At 73.7% G+C, this 18,179-nt stretch carries 15 protein-coding genes, 2 pseudogenes and 1 riboswitch; of the genes and pseudogenes, 9 read left to right on the top strand and 8 right to left on the bottom strand.

Annotated features, from left to right (window positions below):
- Positions 1-37: 37 nt before the first annotated feature.
- Positions 38-168: riboswitch (FMN riboswitch) on the bottom strand.
- A gap of 185 nt (positions 169-353) precedes the next feature.
- Positions 354-1,376 carry an MBL fold metallo-hydrolase gene (locus tag ABEA24_RS14470; protein WP_345431290.1) on the top strand — a complete coding sequence of 341 codons (1,023 nt, stop codon included), beginning with the start codon at positions 354-356 and terminating at the stop codon, positions 1,374-1,376.
- A gap of 448 nt (positions 1,377-1,824) precedes the next feature.
- Here ABEA24_RS14470 and rpe read toward each other — a convergent pair whose 3' ends face one another.
- Positions 1,825-2,490: a ribulose-phosphate 3-epimerase gene (gene rpe / locus ABEA24_RS14475; RefSeq protein ID WP_345431291.1), complete on the bottom strand. Its 666-nt coding sequence runs from the start codon at positions 2,488-2,490 to the stop codon at positions 1,825-1,827.
- 425 nt (positions 2,491-2,915) lie between these two features.
- Here rpe and ABEA24_RS14480 point away from each other — a divergent pair, with 425 nt between their 5' ends.
- Positions 2,916-3,506 carry a hypothetical protein gene (locus tag ABEA24_RS14480; protein ID WP_345431292.1) on the top strand — a complete coding sequence of 197 codons (591 nt, stop codon included), beginning with the start codon at positions 2,916-2,918 and terminating at the stop codon, positions 3,504-3,506.
- Between the two features lie 97 nt (positions 3,507-3,603).
- Here ABEA24_RS14480 and ABEA24_RS14485 read toward each other — a convergent pair whose 3' ends face one another.
- A complete protein-coding gene (locus ABEA24_RS14485) occupies positions 3,604-4,524 on the bottom strand; it encodes a LysR family transcriptional regulator (RefSeq protein ID WP_345431293.1) in 921 nt (306 codons plus the stop codon).
- Positions 4,525-4,650: 126 nt separating this feature from the next.
- Here ABEA24_RS14485 and ABEA24_RS14490 point away from each other — a divergent pair, with 126 nt between their 5' ends.
- The 3 genes from ABEA24_RS14490 to ABEA24_RS14500 all read left to right on the top strand — a co-directional run bounded on the left by ABEA24_RS14490 (position 4,651) and on the right by ABEA24_RS14500 (position 7,245).
- Positions 4,651-5,934, top strand: a complete 1,284-nt coding sequence (locus tag ABEA24_RS14490) for a pyridoxal phosphate-dependent aminotransferase (RefSeq protein WP_345431294.1) — start codon at positions 4,651-4,653, stop codon at positions 5,932-5,934.
- A 118-nt stretch (positions 5,935-6,052) separates the two neighbouring features.
- Entirely contained in the window at positions 6,053-6,766 is a 714-nt protein-coding gene (locus tag ABEA24_RS14495; RefSeq protein WP_345431295.1) for a hypothetical protein, read from the top strand.
- Entirely contained in the window at positions 6,766-7,245 is a 480-nt protein-coding gene (locus tag ABEA24_RS14500; RefSeq protein ID WP_345431296.1) for a pentapeptide repeat-containing protein, read from the top strand. Before ABEA24_RS14495 ends, ABEA24_RS14500 begins: the two co-directional genes overlap by 1 nt.
- A 293-nt stretch (positions 7,246-7,538) precedes the next feature.
- On the opposite strand, the gene ABEA24_RS14505 is transcribed toward ABEA24_RS14500, so the two are convergent.
- From ABEA24_RS14505 to ABEA24_RS14520, 4 genes are all read right to left on the bottom strand, one after another.
- Complete coding sequence (locus ABEA24_RS14505; RefSeq protein WP_345431297.1) at positions 7,539-8,924, bottom strand: RsmB/NOP family class I SAM-dependent RNA methyltransferase; 1,386 nt, start codon at positions 8,922-8,924, stop codon at positions 7,539-7,541.
- Positions 8,924-9,850: a methionyl-tRNA formyltransferase gene (gene fmt, locus ABEA24_RS14510; RefSeq protein WP_345431298.1), complete on the bottom strand. Its 927-nt coding sequence runs from the start codon at positions 9,848-9,850 to the stop codon at positions 8,924-8,926. The genes ABEA24_RS14505 and fmt overlap by 1 nt, the downstream gene beginning before the upstream one ends.
- A gap of 19 nt (positions 9,851-9,869) precedes the next feature.
- Positions 9,870-10,415 carry a peptide deformylase gene (gene def / locus ABEA24_RS14515; protein ID WP_345431299.1) on the bottom strand — a complete coding sequence of 182 codons (546 nt, stop codon included), beginning with the start codon at positions 10,413-10,415 and terminating at the stop codon, positions 9,870-9,872.
- 154 nt (positions 10,416-10,569) lie between these two features.
- Positions 10,570-11,064: a winged helix-turn-helix transcriptional regulator gene (locus tag ABEA24_RS14520; protein ID WP_345431300.1), complete on the bottom strand. Its 495-nt coding sequence runs from the start codon at positions 11,062-11,064 to the stop codon at positions 10,570-10,572.
- Between the two features lie 98 nt (positions 11,065-11,162).
- Here ABEA24_RS14520 and ABEA24_RS14525 point away from each other — a divergent pair, with 98 nt between their 5' ends.
- Both ABEA24_RS14525 and ABEA24_RS14530 read left to right on the top strand, forming a co-directional pair.
- The gene (locus tag ABEA24_RS14525) at positions 11,163-12,605 is read left to right on the top strand and encodes an MFS transporter (RefSeq protein ID WP_345431301.1); all 1,443 of its coding nucleotides are present in this window, start codon (positions 11,163-11,165) and stop codon (positions 12,603-12,605) included.
- Positions 12,606-12,620: 15 nt separating this feature from the next.
- Positions 12,621-13,106, top strand: a complete 486-nt coding sequence (locus ABEA24_RS14530) for a pyridoxamine 5'-phosphate oxidase family protein (RefSeq protein WP_345431302.1) — start codon at positions 12,621-12,623, stop codon at positions 13,104-13,106.
- Positions 13,107-13,151: 45 nt separating this feature from the next.
- Here the strand turns inward: ABEA24_RS14530 and ABEA24_RS53530 are convergent.
- Together ABEA24_RS53530 and ABEA24_RS53535 are read right to left on the bottom strand one after the other, a co-directional pair.
- Positions 13,152-14,687: pseudogene (locus tag ABEA24_RS53530) on the bottom strand (primosomal protein N'); the annotation flags it as partial.
- 1,386 nt (positions 14,688-16,073) lie between these two features.
- Positions 16,074-16,475 (bottom strand): annotated as a pseudogene (locus ABEA24_RS53535) (primosomal protein N' family DNA-binding protein); the annotation flags it as partial.
- A 300-nt stretch (positions 16,476-16,775) separates the two neighbouring features.
- Between ABEA24_RS53535 and ABEA24_RS14540 the strand changes: the two are divergent.
- A complete protein-coding gene (locus tag ABEA24_RS14540; RefSeq protein WP_345431304.1) occupies positions 16,776-17,720 on the top strand; it encodes an ABC transporter permease in 945 nt (314 codons plus the stop codon).
- A 108-nt stretch (positions 17,721-17,828) separates the two neighbouring features.
- Entirely contained in the window at positions 17,829-18,125 is a 297-nt protein-coding gene (locus tag ABEA24_RS14545; RefSeq protein ID WP_345431306.1) for a hypothetical protein, read from the top strand.
- Positions 18,126-18,179: the final 54 nt, after the last annotated feature.

The raw sequence follows: 18,179 nt of genomic DNA on the forward strand, positions 1-18,179 counted from the left end.
GCAAGGCCACGAAAGGCCATGCCCACGAAGGGCACGGCCGCGCGCTGCCTCCCATCCGGACTTTAACCGTCGGTCCCGGAGTTCCACCGGGTCAACCGGCCGATGGTTTCGGCCGGGTCGCGGACTGTCACCGCCGGTTCGGAATTTCACCGACCCCGGAGCACGCTTACTGACTCTCAACCAGTGTGCCACGCCGGGCATTCCACGCCATATGTGAGGATGCGCACGTCCACATTCGGCCAAACAAGCGCTCGCTTGGTTTCCCGAAAGTTGTCGACGCTAACGATGGCGCGGGCCACCTGTGGTCCGATATAGATCGAATGTCGTTCTAGCGCGAAAGATAAGGCGGGCCAATGACGCAGCGGACGGAGTGGACGGAACCTGGAGCGTTCCAGGTGGCACCGGGCGTGCACCGCATCCCCCTGCCCCTGCCGAGTGACGGCCTCCGCGCCGTCAACGTCTACGCGGTCGAGGGCGATGACGGGCTGGTCCTGGTCGACGGCGGCTGGGCCCTCGAGGAGTCCCGGCGGCGGCTCGAGGCGGCGCTGAAGGAGATCGGGTACGGCCTCGGGGACATCACGCGGTTCCTCGTCACCCACGTCCACCGCGATCACTACACGCAGGCGGTGGCCGTACGCCGGGAATTCGGCACGCGGGTCAGCCTCGGCATCGGCGAGCGCGCGACGCTCGAACTCCTCACCCGGCCGCGGCGGCGCGAGGACTCCCCGCAGCTCGCGCAGCTCCTGACCTGCGGGGCGCGACCGCTCGTCGAGCGTCTGAAGGCCGCCTGGCGGGAGGGTGGCCACGACGTCCTCGAGTGGGAGATGCCGGACGACTGGATCGACGGCCGTACGGAACTGCCGCTGGGCGGCCGGGACCTCCTCGCCGTCCCCACGCCGGGCCACACCCGGGGGCACCTCGTCTTCGCCGACCTCGACGGCGGGCTGATGTTCGCCGGCGACCACGTCCTCCCCCACATCACGCCGTCCATCGGGTTCGAGAGCGCGCCGGGCGCCTCGCCCCTCGGCGCGTACCTGGACTCCCTCAGAATCGTCCGGGAACTCCCCGACCTGCGGCTGCTCCCCGCCCACGGACCCGTCACCGACAGCGTGCACGCCCGCGTCGACGCCCTGCTGGCGCACCACGACGAGCGCCTCGACGCCTGCGCGGCGGCCGCCACCGCGGGTTCGGGCACGGCGTACGAGACGGCCCGCGCCCTGTCCTGGACCCGGCGGGAACGCCACTTCGACGACCTCGACCTGTTCAACCAGATGCTGGCCACCACCGAGACCCAGGCGCACCTGCTGGTGCTCGTCACCCAGGGCCGGCTCCGCAGCCACGCGAACGGCGACGGCGCCACGGTGTACGAGGCGTAGAGACGGGCCGTCACGGGGGGACGAGGCTTAGGGCCGCGACGTCACAGCCGAGGAGGCGCAGCGTGCGGCCTCGCGGTCGGTGGGGACCCGCGACCGCCGTTCGCGCGGCGACGCGGCCTACGCGGTGGGGCTGGCCCTTGCCTGCTCCCTCAAGGAGCGGCCTCCCGGTCAGCGGACCCGCGACCGCCCCTCGCGCGGCGACGCGGCGGGGCCCGGTCCTTGCCTGTTCCCGCATAGAGCGGCCTCGCGGTCGAAGGACCCGCGACGGCGCCATGGCGTACGAGGCGTCGGGAGACGCCGTCACAGGGGACGAGGCAACGTCGGCGTACGCCCACCGGCTCCGTTACCGTCCCCGAGCGCCCCGCCGATGAGGCGCAGGGCACGCGGCCTCGCGGTCGGTGGGGACCTGCGACCGCCAATCGTGCGATGGCGCGGACCGCGCCGTGGCCTACGCGGTGTAGGCGGCGCTCGCCTGTTCGCGCAGGGAACGGACGGCCTCGGCGGGGTCGTCGGCCGAGTAGACGGCCGACCCGGCCACGAAGACGTCCGCGCCCGCCTCGGCGCAGCGCTCGATCGTCTCGGCGTTGACGCCGCCGTCGACCTGCAGCCAGACGTCGAGCTCCCGGCCCTTGATCAGCTCCCGGGCCCGCCGCACCTTGGGCAGCACCACGTCGAGGAACGACTGACCGCCGAAGCCCGGCTCGACCGTCATCACGAGCATCATGTCGATCTCGGGCAGCAGGTCGGCGTACTGCTCGACCGCGGTCCCGGGGTTCAGTGCCAGTCCGGAGCGCGCTCCGGCCGCGCGGATCGCCCGCAGCGTGCGGATCGGCGCGCTCGCGGCCTCCGCGTGGATGGTGACGCTGGACGCACCCGCCTCGGCGTAGCCGGGGGCCCACCGGTCCGGGTCCTCGATCATCAGGTGGCAGTCCAGCGGCAGCGGCGTGACCTTGAGCAGTGACTCGACCACCGGCAGCCCGAGGGTGAGGTTGGGCACGAAGTGGTTGTCCATCACGTCGACGTGGATCCAGTCGGCGTTGGACACCGCCGTCACCTCGTCGGCGAGGCGGGCGAAGTCGGCGGACAGGATGCTGGGAGCGATTTGCACGGCCATGATGCGCCCAAGTGTAGAGACCTCATGCGACCTCCTCAGCGGTGTACCGGCGCCACCTTGACCCGCCGCTCACCCGGCCACTTTGACCCGGCGCTCGCCCGTCGCCGAGAGGCCTCCGGACCCGCGCTCGGCCGACCCCTTGGCCCGCCGCGCGCCCGGCCATCTTGACCCGCCGCTCGCCCGTCGCCGAACGGCCTCCGGACCCGCGCTCGGCCGACCCCTTGGCCCGCCGCGCGCCCGGCCACCTTGACCCGCCGCTCGCCCGTCGCCGAACGGCCTCCAGATCGGCGCTCGGCCGACCGATCTGCGCCCCCGGCTTCTCGCGATCCGGGCCCCGGCCGGGCGTCATCCGCGCGCCTGGGAGGATCACAGGCGTCTGGTCCATGTTGAGGATGGTCCGTGCTCCGGAATCGGAGGTGATCAGCGTGACCGATGCCCGGCGCGGCCACGCCGACGTCGCATGGGTCGACATCCCCCGGCGCGGATCCTGGTGGGCGGTCTGCATCGGATGGGGCCTGCTGCAGCCGGTGATCCTCGCGCTGTGCGTCTTCTGGGGCGGAGTCGCGGGCGTGTCCGTGACCTGGACGCTGCTGCCGCGCCTGCTGGGCATCCGGCCGGGCGTCGGCGGCCTGGCCGTCGGGTTCCTCGCCGGACTCACCGTTGGCCTCACCATCAACCACAAGGCTCGCATGTGGGTCCAGCGAGCGAGACTGCACCGGCTGCGAAAGCGCGGGAGCAAGGCAACGGCACGCGTGGCCGCCGTGGACCGGCGGTACCGCTCGACCAGGGGCTCGAGCAGCACTTCCTACGTCGTACGCCTGCAGTGGATCGACCCCGAGACCGGGACCGGGTACCGGTGCCGGCGCTGGTATCGCTTCAGCGGGAAGGGATCTACGGCGTTCGAGCAGGCCTGTTCCACCGGCGCCGAGGTCACCGTCTGGTTTCCACCGGGCTGGGCGTCCCGGGCCGTCGTGGACCTCCCTTTCACACCTGTCATGGCCGACGTGCTGTTCTGACGACCGCCCGCCGCGTCATGTTCCAGCGCCCAGCGCGGCGTGCACGCCCGCCGAGGCGCTCGTCAGAGTCCGCGGGACCGGCCGGCGGTGTCCGTCCTCAGCCCCGCAGGCCGACGCGGTCGACGTCCACGGCGGCCGCGGCGGACTTCAGCGCCTCGACGGTGACGGCGACCGAGGGGCGGCGTACGCTCGCCGTGCGGACGACCGCGTAGACGTAGCGGGTCATCGCCCGGGGCAGGCGGCGTACGGCGATCCCCGGCACGTCGGCGGTGAGGGCGAGGCTGGGGATCGCGGCGATGCCGACGCCCCGGGCGACCAGGCCCAGGATCGTGCCGAGCCCCTCGAACTCCCACGGCACCGACGGAGCGCCGCCGACGTCGGCGAGGAGCCGGTCGAACGCCTGCCGTGACGGCTCCCCGGGCGGGGCCGCCATCCAGGGCTCCTCGCGGAGCCTCCGCAGGTCGACCGGGACGGCAGGGTCGGCCACCCAGTGGTCGGCGGGCACGACGAGGACGAGCGGGTCGTGCATCAGCAGCGTGAAGCGCAGGCTGCCGCCCCCGCGCGTGGGAAGCCGGCCCGTCCAGTCGTCGATCAGCGCGACGTCGACCTCGCCGGAACGCACTCGCGGCAGCCCGTCCCCGGAGCTCTGGCGGAGCTGGAACGTCAGGCCCGAGTGCCGGCGCAGGCTGTGCGCGAGGGCCGGCGCGAACGCGACCGCCGCCGTGGGGAAGGCGGTCAGGACCACATGGCCGGAGGGCTCCGGCTCGGCCATGTCCGCCTCGGCGAACTCGATCATCCGGAGGATGCGCTCGGCGTGGCCCGCGAGCCGGCGACCGGCATCGGTCAGCTCGGCGCTGCGGGCGGTGCGGTCGAGCAGTGCCGTGCCGATCTCGCGCTCGAGCACGGCGAGCTGCTGGGAGACCGCCGACGGGGTGTAGCCCAGGGCCTTCGCCGTGGCGGCAATGCTGCCACGCTCGGCGAATTCGCGCAGCAACCGGAGCCGCCGGACGTCAAGCATAAGTTCATCTTACGCATAGCAGCGGAAAGCCTCGCTTGTGATGATGCAGCGAAACCCTCGACGATTGAGGGGTACGGCGCCGCGACAACACCTCACTCAACCGCCCCGCATCCACCAGGAGCGAAGATGCCAGTCGCAGTATCCGCGACTCTTGCCGCCAACGAGGCGCTCGACGACAGACGACGGGCCGGCCTTCCGGTGCTGCCTCTCGCGTTCGGCGAGGCCGGCCTGAACGTCCACCCGTCGCTCGAACGCGAGCTCGCCGCCGCGGCCGGCCGCGGCGCGTACGGCCCGGTCGCGGGCAGCGCCGCCCTTCGCAACGCGGCCGCGGGCTACTGGCACCGGCGCGGCCTGCGGGCGGACGCCGATCTGGTGGTCGCCGGCCCCGGCAGCAAGCCGCTCCTGTACGCCCTGCTGCTCGCGATCGGCGGCAGCGTCGTCGTCCCGCGCCCCAGCTGGGTCAGCTACGCCGCGCAGACGCGCCTGATGGGCACCGAACCGATCTTCGTCGCGACCCGGCCCGGCGAGGGCGGGGTGCCCGACCCCGACACCCTGCCGCAGGTCGTGGCGCGCGCCCGCGCCGCCGGGCAGCCCGTCCGCAGCGTCGTCGTGACCATCCCCGACAACCCGACGGGCACCCTGGCCCGTCCCGAGACCGTCCGCCGGCTCTGCGAGGTCGCCCGCGAGCTGGACCTGATCGTCATCGCCGACGAGATCTACCGCGACCTCGTCTTCGACCAGCGGGCCGAGTTCCCATGCCCGGCTCGGTTCGCGCCGGAGCGGACCGTGATCACCACGGCGCTGAGCAAGAGCCTCGCGCTCGGGGGCTGGCGCATCGGCGTGGCGCTGCTGCCGGAGGAGCTCAGCGGCCTGCGGGACCGGCTCGCCGCCGTCGCCAGCGAGATCTGGTCGAGCGCCTCCGGGCCCGTCCAGGAGGCGGCCGCGTACGCCTTCGGCGAGCCGGCGGAGATCGTCGACCGGGTCGCGGCGAGCCGGCGGCTGCACGCGACGGTGGCGACGGCGATGACCGAGCGATTCACCGACGCCGGGGCGCGCGTGCCGATGCCGCAGGGCGGCTTCTACTGCTATCCGAGCCTCGACGGGCCGGCGTTCGCGGACCTCGGCGACCGGTTCGGCATCTCGACGGCCGCCGACCTGGCGGAGTTCCTCCTCGACAAGTACGGCGTCGGCGTCCTTCCGGGGAGCGCGTTCGGCGACCGCCCCGAGGCGCTGCGTCTCCGCGTCGCGACCAGCCTGCTCTACGGCGAGACCCACGAGGAGCGCGCGGCCGCGCTCGCCGCCGCCGACCCGCTGACGCTGCCCTGGATCGCGGACGCGTTGGAGCGTGCCACCGAGGTGCTCGCGGACCTGTCCTCGGACGTCCGCGAGGCCGTGCCGCTCCCTGCCTGAGCTGCCGGATGCCGCGCCGCACAATAAGATCCCATTTCCATGATCAACCGCCGTGCGGCCGGCGAAGGCTGCGATCCGACCCTGCTCGCCGATCTCCCTCGTCGTCTCCGGGGCTGACATGGCGACCGACATCTTCGGAGCGCGTGTCCTAGGCGTCGATCTCGACCGCCGCGAGGTGCGGTTCCGCGTCTTCGTGGTGTACTACGAGACCGCCGACCGCGGTTACATGACGCTGCCCGATCGTGACCGCGGGTTCTTCCTCGGCCTGCTCTGGGAGAGCGGCCGGTGGGATCACCCGATCGGCGAGGCGACGATCGGCCTGGATCAGATCCTCGACGAGGGCTGGTGTGCCACGAACGCCCGCTGGTTCGTCGAGGACGTCGAGTGCACGGCCCGGCGAAACGATCCGCCGAGCGCGGAGAGCTGGGAGGTCCTGCACGACTTCTACTACGAGCGCGACGGCGGCTGGAGGGACGAGGACCACCTCGTCCAGGCCGACTACACCGTCAGGGCCACCCACGAACGCTGGATCGAACACCTGAACGAAGGTGACGCGTGGGGCAGTGCCTGGTATCCGCGGTGGGCGGACGATCCTCGCCCCGAAGACCTCCCGCACATCCCCGACCTCCGCCATCCGGCCACCGTCCTCGAACCGTTCCCCCACGGTGAAACGGAGGAGCTGGCCTTCTCCGACGACGGCCGCCATCTCGCCGTCCACAGCGACAACGGCGAGCTGGTGGTCTACGAGACCGCCACGTGGTCGGAGCACGGGCGCGAGCGCGTCGCCCTCCCCCTGGAAGCCCTCAGGCGCCGGATCCGGACCCGGATCTGATGCGCGATCTGGCGATGGCCGGTGATCCGGTCACCCAGGACGAGCTGGACGCGGTCGCCCGGGACCACGCGCGCTGGGTCGGCTCCGGTGGCGGGCCCGGGGGTTTCCAGATCCTGGCGGTGGGCGGTGTGGTCCTGGCGGTCTACCAGGGGCCGTCCGGGACGGAGGGCGCGCAGGCGGAGCTTCGCAACCGCCTGCTGCCGAGCGACCTCGACCTGCGCGAGGTCGCGCTGCCGTGGGCCGTCCTCACCGGGATCGTCGGCGAGTCGCTCGACCTGTCGGGGGCCGACCTGCGCGGCGCCACCATCACCGACGCCCGGCTCGCCCAGGCCCGCCTGCGCGGGGCGGACCTGAGGAACGCGGACCTGTCGCGCAGCGATCTGCGGAACGCCGACCTGTCCGGCGCCGACCTGACGGGAACCGACCTGGAGAACGCCGACCTGACCGGTGCCCGCCTGGACGGCGCCAAGGGCATCTGACAAATCCGCTGTCCGGCTGCGCGGCGCCCAGACGACGCCTCGCCGCGTTGTCGCCCCCACCCCGGGAGGAGCCGCCGGCCAAAACCAGGCTGACTCCCTCCTTCGCCTTGCGGCGCGCCGTCTGGACGCCGCTCGCTACGAACGGGATCTGTCAGACACGCCCTGGGCGCCCGGGCGATCGACCGGTTCGCCCGGGCACTGCGCGCGCCGTCGGGGCGTCGCGGCCGGCGGCTCGACGCCGCGTACGCCGTGCCGCTGCCGTTCTGGCTGCCTCGCCGGCCGCCCGGCGCCGCTCAGGAACGGCGGCGTAGCAGGGCGAGAAACATCGCGTCGGTGCCGTGCCGGTGCGGCCAGAACTGCGCGTACGGGCCGTCGCCCAGACCCGGCACCTCCGTCAGGTGCGAGGGCGCGTCCAGGCGCTCGACGTCGTCGCGGCCGCGCAGCACGTCGTCGACGACGACCTTGGTCTCGGCCAGGTGCGGGGAGCAGGTGACGTAAGCGACGACGCCGCCGGGTCGTACCGACTCCAGCGCCGAGGTGAGCAGCCGCCGCTGCAGCGGGCCGAGCTCGGCCAGCGACTCCGGGCCGCGCCGCCAACGCGCCTCCGGGCGGCGGCGCAGCGCGCCCAGGCCGGTGCAGGGCGCGTCGACCAGCACGCGGTCGAACGATTCCGGCCGCCAGGCGGGCCGGGTGCCGTCCACCACGGCCGTCGCGCCCGCGGCGTCGATACTGCCCGCGACGAGCCGGGCGCGGTGCGGCTGGACGTCGCAGGCGAGCAGGTGCGCGCCGCGCTCGCCCGCCAGGCCCGACAGCAGGCCGGCCTTGCCGCCCGGTCCCGCGCACAGGTCGAGCCAGCGGCGGTCCGGGCCGTCGAGCTCAGCGCGTACGAGGGCGAGGGCGACGAGCTGGCTGGCCTCGTCCTGGACCGCCGCGCGGCTCTCGGCCACCGCGGGGATCGCACCGGGGTCGCCCTCGGCCAGGTAGGCGGCGTACGGGGAGTACGCGGCGGGTTCGCCGCCGAGCTCCTCGACGGTCGCGCGGCCGGGCCGGGCGACCAGCGTGACCCGGGGCCGCTCGTTGTCGGCGGCGAGGAGCGCCTCGATCTCGGCCCGCCCGACGGCGTCGCGCAGCGCGTTCACGATCCAGCGCGGATGGCTGTGCACGACCGCGAGCCGCGCCGTCTCGTCCTCGGGCGCCACGATGTCCAGCCAGGCGTCGAGGTCGCGGGCGGCGACCTTGCGCAGCACCGCGTTGGCGAACTTCGCCTGCCCGGGGCCCGCCACCGACCGGGCCAGGTCCACGGTCGTGCCGACGGCGGCGTGCGCCGGGATGCGGGTGCGCAACAGCTGGTGGGCGCCGAGCCGCAGGACGTTCAGCAGCGGCTGGTCGATCTTGGCCACCGGCCGGTCGCTGCAGACGTCGAGGACGGCGTCGTACGTGCCGCGCCCGCGCAGGGTGCCGTAGGTCAGCTCGGTGGCCAGCGCCGCGTCGCGGCCGGTCAGCCCGCGCTCGCGCAGCAGGGACGGCAGCAGCAGGTTGGCGTACGCGTCGCGGTCGTCGACCGCCTGGAGGACGTCGAACGCGGTGCGGCGCACGGGGTCGCGCGGACGGCGCGGCCGCTGCGCGGGAGTGCGGTTCGTCCCCTTTGCGGGGGTGCGGCGGGTGTGCCGGGGCGGCATCAGATCAGCTCGTCCTCGTCGGTCGGGTGGACGCCGCGCGCCCAGTCCGCCGCGTCCATGCGCTGTTTGCCCTGCGGCTGGACTCGCCCGAGCAGCACCGGATGGGTGCCGGTGCCGGCGAAGACCTCATGCTTGGTGGCCCGCAGCCGGCCGGGCGCGAGCGGCTCGGCGTCCGGAGCGGGCCGGACCGGGCCCAGCTTCAGCCGCTCGCCGCGGAACGTCGTCCAGGCCCCCGGCGCCGGCGTGCAGGCGCGGATCAGCCGGTCGACGTGCAGGGCGGCCTTCTTCCAGTCGGCGCGGGCGTCGTCCGGGGTGAGCTTGGCGGCGTACGTGACGCCGTCGGCGGGCTGCGGGCGCGGCTCCAGCGTGCCGTCCTCGATGCCGTCCATCGTCGCGACCAGCAGGTGCGCGCCGGTCTGCGCGAGGCGGCCGAGCAGGTCGCCGCTGGTGTCCTCGGGCAGGATCGGCTCGGTGACGACGCCGTACACCGGCCCGGTGTCCAGGTCCACCTCGATCTGGAACGTCGCCGCGCCCGTGATGTCGTCGCCGTGCAGCACGGCGTGCTGCACGGGCGCCGCGCCCCGCCAGGCGGGCAGCAGCGAGAAGTGGAGATTGACCCAGCCGTGCCGTGGGATGTCCAGCGCCGTGCGCGGGATCAGCGCGCCGTACGCCACGACGGGGCAGCAGTCCGGCGCGATCTCACGCAGCCGGTCGAGGAACTCCGGCTCCTTCACCTTGGCGGGCCTGAGGATCTCGACGCCCGCCTCGGCCGCCTTCTGGGCGACCGGGCTCGGCGTCAGCCTGCGCCCGCGCCCGGCGGGCGCGTCGGGCCGCGTGACGACGGCGACGACCTCGTGCCGGGACTCCAGCAGCGCCTCCAGGGCGGGCACCGCGGTCTCCGGCGTTCCGGCGAATACCAAGCGCACTAGCGGTCTCCGTCCGCGCTCACAGGGCCTTGCCGAACGTGCTGTGCGGGGACTCCTTGACGATCGGCTTCGGCTCGCCGAACCACTCCGCCTCGCGGATCGCCTTCATCGCGGCCTTGCGCTGCTCCGGGTCGAGCCGGTCGATGAAGATGATCCCGTCGAGGTGGTCCGTCTCGTGCTGGACGCAGCGGGCCAGCAGGTCCGTGCCCTCCAGCACGATCGGCTCGCCGTACATGTTGAAGCCCTTGGCCACCACGCCGAAGGCGCGCTTGGTCGGGAAGGCCAGGCCGGGCAGCGAGAGGCATCCCTCCTCGCCCTCCTGCTGCTCGTCCGACAGGTCGAGGGTGGGGTTGACGACGTGGCCCAGCTGGTCGTCGACGTAGTAGGTGAAGACCCGCAGTCCCACGCCGAGCTGCGGCGCGGCCAGCCCGACGCCCGGAGCCTCGAGCATCGTGTCGGACAGGTCCTTGACGAGCGTCCGGAGCTCCTTGTCGAAGTCCTTGACCGGATCCGCCGCGGTCCGCAGGACCGGGTCACCGAAGAGGCGGATGGGCTTGACTGCCACGTACGGCTCCGTTCGACGTTCTGGGGCTGGAGGACCAGTCTACGGAGGGGAACGGTGTCCGACGACAACGTGAACGAAGCCGCGGGCCCACTGGTCGCTCACCCTCGTCGAACGCTCGACCTGCCGGGAACACCCGGGATGAGCGTCCCGGCCGTCACCGCCGGGCGGTGAGGGCCTCCCGCGCGAGGGCCTCCCGCTCGGCGGCCTCCTCCGCCGCGGCCTGCTGTTCCGCCGCCACGCGGCGGTCGAAGGCGCCACGCGCCGCGGCGATCTGGCCCTGATGCTCTTCGGTCCAGGTGACCAGCGCGCGGATGGTCTCGTGCAGGGTCGCCCCGAGCGGTGTCAGCGCGTAGTCGACGCGCGGCGGAACGGTCGGGTGCACCGTGCGGCTCACCAGGCCGTCGCGCTCCAGGTGGCGCAGGGTGCGGGTGAGCATCCGCTGACTGATGCCGTCGATCATGCGACGCAGCTCCGTGAAGCGCAGGCTGCGCCGATCGAGCAGGGCGATCACCAGGAGCGACCACTTGTCGGCGACGCGGTCGAGGATCTGCCGGACCTCGCAGTCCTCGCGGGTGTCCCACTGCAGGACGTCGTAGTCGCCGTCGGTATCCCCGCAGTAACCGGGGGACTCTGAAGTGCCGTCTTCCATGGTCGTCCATGGTGTCCGACGATGCTTCCGGTTACAAGAGAGAACCGGCAGGCACTTCGGTAACCGTGCCGGTTCCGTGCACTCTGAGAGGAATATCGATGCCCTCTTCCGACGACCGCATGGACGCGCGCGCCTGGAGTGTGCTGTTCGTCCTGGCCGGCGCCATCTTCCTGGAAGGGATCGACGTCGCGATGCTGAACGTGGCGTTGCCGTCGATCCGGGCGGACCTCGGCCTGTCCACCGGGATGCTCAGCGGTGTGGTCAGCGCGTACGTGCTCGGCTACGGCGGATTCATGCTGCTGGGCGGCCGTACCGCCGACCTGCTGGGCCGGCGCCGCATGTTCCTGTTCTGGCTGACGGTGTTCCTGGTCTTCTCCGGCCTGGGCGGTCTGGCCACCACGGGCTGGCTCCTCCTGGTCGCCCGGTTCGTCACCGGGGTCGCGGCCGCGTTCATGGCACCCGCCGGCCTCGCGCTGGTGACCGCCAACTTCCCCGAGGGCCCACTGCGCACCAGGGCCCTCGGGGTGTACGCCGGGACCGCTGCGGGCGGCTTCTCACTCGGGCTCGTCGCCGGTGGTCTGCTCACCTCGCTCGGCTGGCGGTGGGTGTTCTTCGCCCCCGTCGTGCTGTCCGCGGCGATCCTGGTCGCGGCGATCCCCCTCCTGCGGGACGAGGCCCCCGCGGAACGCCCCGCGGGCGGCTTCGACCTGGCCGGCGCGCTGACGGCCACCGGCGCGATGCTCACTCTCGTCTACGGCGTGGTGCGGCTGGAGCACCCCGGCTCCGGGCTCGCCGGCACGCTCGGCGCCTTCGCGGCCGGACTGGTGCTCCTGGCGGCCTTCGTCGCGATCGAACGACGGTCGGCCGCGCCGCTGGTCCGGCTGGGCATCCTCCGCTCGGGTCCGCTCGTCCGCGCCGACCTCGGTGCGCTGCTCTTCCTCGCCTCGTTCGCCGGCTTCCAGTTCCTGGCCACCCTCTACCTTCAGGAGCTGCGCGGCTGGACCACCTTGCAGACCGGCCTGGCCATGCTGGTCATCGGCGTCGACACCGTCCTGGCCCCGACCGTGACGCCACGGCTGGTGAACAGGTTCGGCAACGTACGCGTGCTGTTCGGCGGGCTGGCGCTGGCCGCCCTGGGCTACGCGCTGTTCCTGCCGGTCGGGCTCGACTGGACCTACGCCGCGATGCTCCCCACCATGGTGCTGCTCGGACTCGCGTTCTCGCTGACGTACGGCCCCCTGACCATGGCCGGCACCGAGGGCGTCGAGGAGCACGAGCAGGGCCTGGCCGGCGGGCTGCTCTACACCGCCATGCAGTTCGGCACCGCAGTGGGGCTGTCGGCGGTGACCGCCGTGAACGTCGCGAGCCTCGGCACGGCCACGACGCCCGGAGCGGCGCTCGGCGCCATCCGGACCGCCCTGCTGGTCCCCGTCGCCGCAGCGGTCACCGCCCTCGTCGTCACGGCCTTCGGCCTGCGGGCCCGCACCCGTACCGGCCAGGTCGCGGAGGCGCGCCCGGCGCCGGCCGACGTCTCGGCCTGACGAACGGAGGATCGGATGACCACGAAGGTGACCGCGTTCACCGCCATCGAGGACCGGTTCAACGCCTACATCGGCGACATCGTCTACGCCACCATGACGACCGTCGACGCCAAGGGACGCCCCCGGGCCCGGGTGCTGATCCCAATCTGGGAGACGGCCGGCGACCGTCCCACCGGCTGGCTCGCGACGTACAAGACCCCCGTCAAGGCCGCGCACCTGGCGAGGAACCCGCACGCCACCTTCTCGTACTGGAGCCCGCGACAGAACGCCGTCAGCGTCGACACCGTCGCCGAATGGGTCGACGACATGGAGACCCGACGCCGGGTGTGGAACCTGTACCGCGCGGGCAGCCCGCCCGGAACCGGCTACGACCTGGGGAACTTCTGGAAGAGCCCGGCGGACCCCAAACTGCACATGCTCCGGCTCACCCCCTGGCGCGTCCAGGTGATCCGCGGATCCGACCTGCACAGCCTCATCTGGCAGGACGAGGACACAGCCTGACCGCCGTCCACGGCCCGTGCGGGGCCCAGCCCCGCACGGGCACGGTCAGATGAGCTCCAGCGGGTCGATCTGGACCCGTACGACGTCGGCGGCCTTGCGCGCGCTGCGCGCGGCCTGGGCGGCCTTGAGCGACCGCGCCAGGGCGACGCCCCGCGCCCGGTCGACCCGGACGAGCGCGCGCTCCTGGCCGTCGCCGACCTCGACCGGCCCGAGGACCTCCGCGTCGGGCGGGAGTTCGGCCGCCTCCACCAGCTCCCGGATGGCCTGCGGGCTCCCGGTCAGGGACGCCATGCGCACGGCGGGCGGGAAGCCGAGCTCGCGGCGCTCGGCGAGCTCGCGTTCGGCGAACGTCACCGGGTCCCAGCGGATCAGCGCCTGCACGGGGACCAGGGCGCCGTCGGCGAGCACGACGACGGGCCCACCGGGGCGTACGAGGGCGGCGGCGTTGGTCCAGCGCCGCATCGCCTCCTCCCCCGCCCGCAGGTCGGCGCGGCCGAGCAGCACCCAGCCGTCGAGCAGCAGGGCCGCGGCGTACCCCTCGGCGGGCACCGGCTCGGCCCCCGGGGTGGCGACGACGAGCGCCGGTTCGGGGCCCACCGACGCCAGCACGGCGTCCCGGCCCGAGGTACGGACCGGCACGCCGGGGAAGGACCGGCCCAGCTCCTCGGCGGTGCGCCGCGCCCCGACCACCACCGCCCGTACGTGCGGGCTCCCGCACTCCGGGCAGCGCCACGTGCCGGCGATCCGCCCGCACCACCGGCAGTACGGCGCGGCGTGTCCCGAGGTCAGGGCGAGCGGCCCCTCGCACTCGGGGCAGCGCGCCGGGCCCCGGCAGCGGGCGCAGGCCAGGGCGGGAACGTAGCCGCGGCGCGGCACCTGGACGAGCACCGGCCCGTTCTCCAGACCCTGCCGCGCCGTGCGGAACGCCAGGTGCGGCAGCCGCGCCGTGCGGGCCGCCTCGTCTCGGGCGAGCTCGGCGTCGTCGCCCGCGGGCCGGACGTACGGCATCGACCGGCGCAGCCGGTCCCGGTCCGGGACCAGCGGATGCGCCCAGCCGGTCTCCACGAGCTGCGTCGCGTCGGTCGTGCGCGTGTACCCGCCGATCAGCGCGCCGGCCCCCGTCCGGTGAGCGCGCAGCGCGAGGACCTCACGGGCGTGCGGGTACGGGGCATGCGGCTCGGCGTGGACGTCGTCGCCGTCGTCCCACAGGACCACGAGCCCCAGATCGCGCACTGGCGCGAACATCGCGGCGCGCGTGCCCACGACGACCTTCACCTCGCCGCGCAGAACGGTGAGCCAGCGGCGGTAGCGCTCGGCCGGACCGAGCTCGGCGGTGAGCGCGACGTGGTGGTCCGCGCCCAGCTCCGCCCCGAGGGCCGTGTCGACCCGGGCCACCTCCCGGCCGTCGGCGACCACGATCAGGACCCCGTGCCCGCCGTCCAGCGCGGCCCGCGCGGCGCGGGCGGCGAAGGCGGTCCAGTCCGTTCCAGGAAGGGCGGTCCAGACGGCGCGGGGAGCGCGCCCCTCCGTCAGCGCGGTGAGGAAGGACGGACCCGCGCGATAGGCGTCCCACGGCCCGGGATCGACGGACGCGCCTCCCTTCCGGTCGGCTCCGCCGCTCGCCGCCTCGGTCCCTTCCTGGCCGGTCTCGCCGCTCTCCGAGCCGGAGGATGCTCCCGGGTCGATCTTCGAACCCGAGGACCCCGGACCGCCGGGGTCGCTCAGCGTCCCGGGCGGGTCCTGCTCCGCGCCCGTGCACGGCCCGATGCCACCGGCCCCCCCTTCGGCGTCCGCCCCCTGGTCCGAGCCGCCGCTCCCGCCCTCGGTATCCGCGTCCAAGCCCAGGCCGCCGCTCTCGACCGGGCTCCCATCTCGCCCGACATCGCCGCCGTCGACCACCGTCCCGTCTCCGCCGGCGCCGCCGCTCTCGACCGCCATCCCGTCTCCACCGGCACCGCCGGCCTCGGCCCCGGCCTGGTCTCGACGGGCACCGCTGCTTTCCCCTCCGGCCCTTTCGTGGCCGGTCGCCTCGCCTTCGGTCCCGGGCCGGTCCCGACCGGTCCCGTCGGCGTCCGTGCCCGGCGCCGCCCTACCGGCCCGGCCGCTCCGCGCTCCGGCCGCCGCCGACCCCACGCGCGGCCCTGCGCCACGGGCCTGTTCCTCGGCCGTCCGCTGCTCCGTGGCCCGGTCGACGCCGCCGGCTCGTACCGCGGTCGTCTCCTCCCCGCCCGGCCCAGGGCCACCGGCTGGTGCCGCAGTCGTTCCCTCCGCGCCCGACCCAATGCCGCCGGCGTCCGCTGCGGCCGCCTCCCGCTCGACGCCACCGGCCCGCCCTTCAGCCGCCCCTTGCTCCGAACCCGGCCCGATGCCGCCGGCCTCCACTGCGGCCGCCTCCCGCTCCGAGCCCGACCCGACGCTGCCGAACTCCGCCAGGGCCGCCTCCCCCTCGAGGCCACCGACCCGCGCCTCGGCCGCCCCCTGCTCCGAACCCGACCCAATGCCGCCGGTCTCCGCTGCGGCCGCCTCCCCCTCGACGCCACCGACCCGCGCTTCAGCCGCCCCTTGCTCCGAACCCGACCCAATGCCGCCGGTCTCCGCTGCGGCCGCCTCCCCCTTGACGCCACCGACCTGCGCTTCAGCCGCCCCCTGCTCCGAACCCGGCTCGATGCCACCGGCCCGCGCTTCAGCCGCCCCCTGCCCCGGACCCGACGCGATGCCGCCGGTCTCTGCCGCGGCCGCCTCCCGTTCGGCGCCGCCGGCCTGCGCGGCCGCCCGCTGCTCGGCGTCCGTGCCCCGGCCGGTACCGCCCGCCTCGATGACGATCGTCGCCGTCTCCTCGCCCGCGTCCCGGCCTCTGGTCGCCGCCAGGACGGGCCTCCGGTCCGCTTCGGCGCGGGCGTGCCGGGGCGGGACCGCGAGGCGGAGGACGTCGGCGAGGGTGCCGGCGTAGCGGTCGGCCACCTCGCGGGCGAGCGCGGCGATCTCGGGGGTCAGCACCGGTTCGGGGGAGATCACGCGATCGAGGAAGGACAGCCGTCCGTCGTGATCGCTCTCCTCGACGCGTTCGAGCAGGAAGCCGTCGACCAGCTGACCAGCGAACCGCACCCGTACCCGGCAGCCCGGGACGGCCTTCTCGTCCAGGTCGGACGAGACGAGATAGTCGAACGGCCGGTCCAGGTGCGGCAGGGACACGTCGACGGCGACCCTCGCGACCTTCAGCGCCTCCGCGGGCCGCCGCGCGCCCTTGCGCGCCGCCTTGCCGGCCGGCCTCCCGGACGCCTTGTCACCGGCGCGGGTGACCCGCTCGGTCAGGCCGTCCAGGCCCGGGATCTGGGGAGCGGGCCCGGCCCCCCCGCCGTCGTTCGCCACTCCCCCGTCCTACCAGATGGCGCGGACGGCGAATGCCGTCGAGCAGGCCGCCAAGGGCCTGATCTGGTAGCCATCTGCGCCTGCCCGGGTCGGCCGGCCCGCCGGGCGGGGGTCTGTGTGCGGCGGGATCTAGGCGTCGATGCCTTCCGCAGGGCCGTACACCGGCTCGGGGCATCACCCGGGTACCGCCTGTGGTGCCTTCTCGGTAAGCTCCGGCCACGCCGGGAGTCGATCTCCACCCGCGCGCGTCTTCGGACGGCGGCCAAGGGTGATGTCCCTCAGACGACAAGGTTGGCGCACATGATCCGTTTCGTGGTCCGCCGGGTCCTGACCAGCGGGTTAGTCCTGTGGATCGTTACGACGTGCGTCTTCATCCTCTTCTTCGCCACCTCTCGCGATCCGGCCGCCCGCTTCGCCGGAAAGATGGCCACACCTCAGACGCTCGCCCTGCTCAGGCACCGGATGGGCCTGGATGATCCGATACCGGTGCAGTACTGGCACTTTCTCACTCGAACGCTCGAGGGCGATTTCGGCTACTCGTACGTCACGCGCACTCCGGTCGGCGATCTGATCAAAGAGGCCCTTCCCGTCACCGTGTCCCTGGCGGTCGGAGGGTGCGCCCTGTGGCTGCTCGTGGGCCTGGTGTGCGGAGTCGCCAGCGCCAGGCGGGCGCACACGCTCCTCGACCGCGGGATCGCGGTCACCGTTCTGCTCGGCATCTCGGTACCCGCGTTCATCGCCGCCATGACCCTGCTCTATCTGTTCACCGCGGCACTGCCGGTCTTTCCACAGAGCGGCTACGTCCCCATCGCGCAGAATCCGGTGCGATGGTGCGAACACCTGATCCTGCCCTGGGCGACATTCGCGATCGCTCAGGCGGCCGTCTACACCCGGTTGACCCGGGGCGCGCTGCTCGACGTCCTCGGCGAGGACTACATCCGCACCGCACGCGCCAAGGGCCTGGCCGAAGGTCACATCATCTTCCGGCACGGCCTCCGAGCGGCGCTGACGCCCGTCGTCACGCAGTTCGGCATCGACGCCGGCATGGCGTTGAGCGGCGCGCTGGTCACCGAGTCGGTGTTCGGCCTGCCGGGACTCGGTCAGCTGACCACGCGGTCCATGATCAGTGGTGACCTCCCGGTCATCATGGCCGTCGTGCTGCTCGGCGCGTTCTTCACGGTGCTCGCGAACCTCGCCGTCGACATCATCTACTGCTTCCTCGACCCCCGCGTACACCCCGCCTGAACCGCTCCACCGTCCGGCCGGGCGACGGGCGTGCCGGGGCCGCTCACCACATTCCGTCCGGGCTGAGGTCGGCGGATCGACGACCGCGGTCTCACCGTCGGCTTCGCCGTGCAGAACGCCACGTGGGAGGCGATCCCCCCGAAGACGGCCGAGCTCTACCACCGGGCGCTCGAGTCGGTGGATCAGACCCCGCTCGCCGCGCCGTGCCCGCATCCCGACGGGCACCCCGAGGTCGCCGTGGAGGCCAAGGACTGGGCGCGGCTCGCGCGGGCGCTGCACGACCCGGGCGAGGAGAAGGGGATGACGGTGGACGAGGCCGCCGTACGATGCCCGAAGTTCGCCGCCGAGCGGGCTGCCGCGCTGCTCCGCGTCACCGGTGAGCACCTCGCGCCCGAGGAGGACTGAGCGCCTCCGGACGATGGACGGGGGCCGGGCCTTCTGGCACGACCATGCCGTTCA

The organism is Actinoallomurus vinaceus, assembly GCF_039542055.1.
Taxonomy (GTDB): Bacteria; Actinomycetota; Actinomycetes; order Streptosporangiales; family Streptosporangiaceae; genus Actinoallomurus; species Actinoallomurus vinaceus.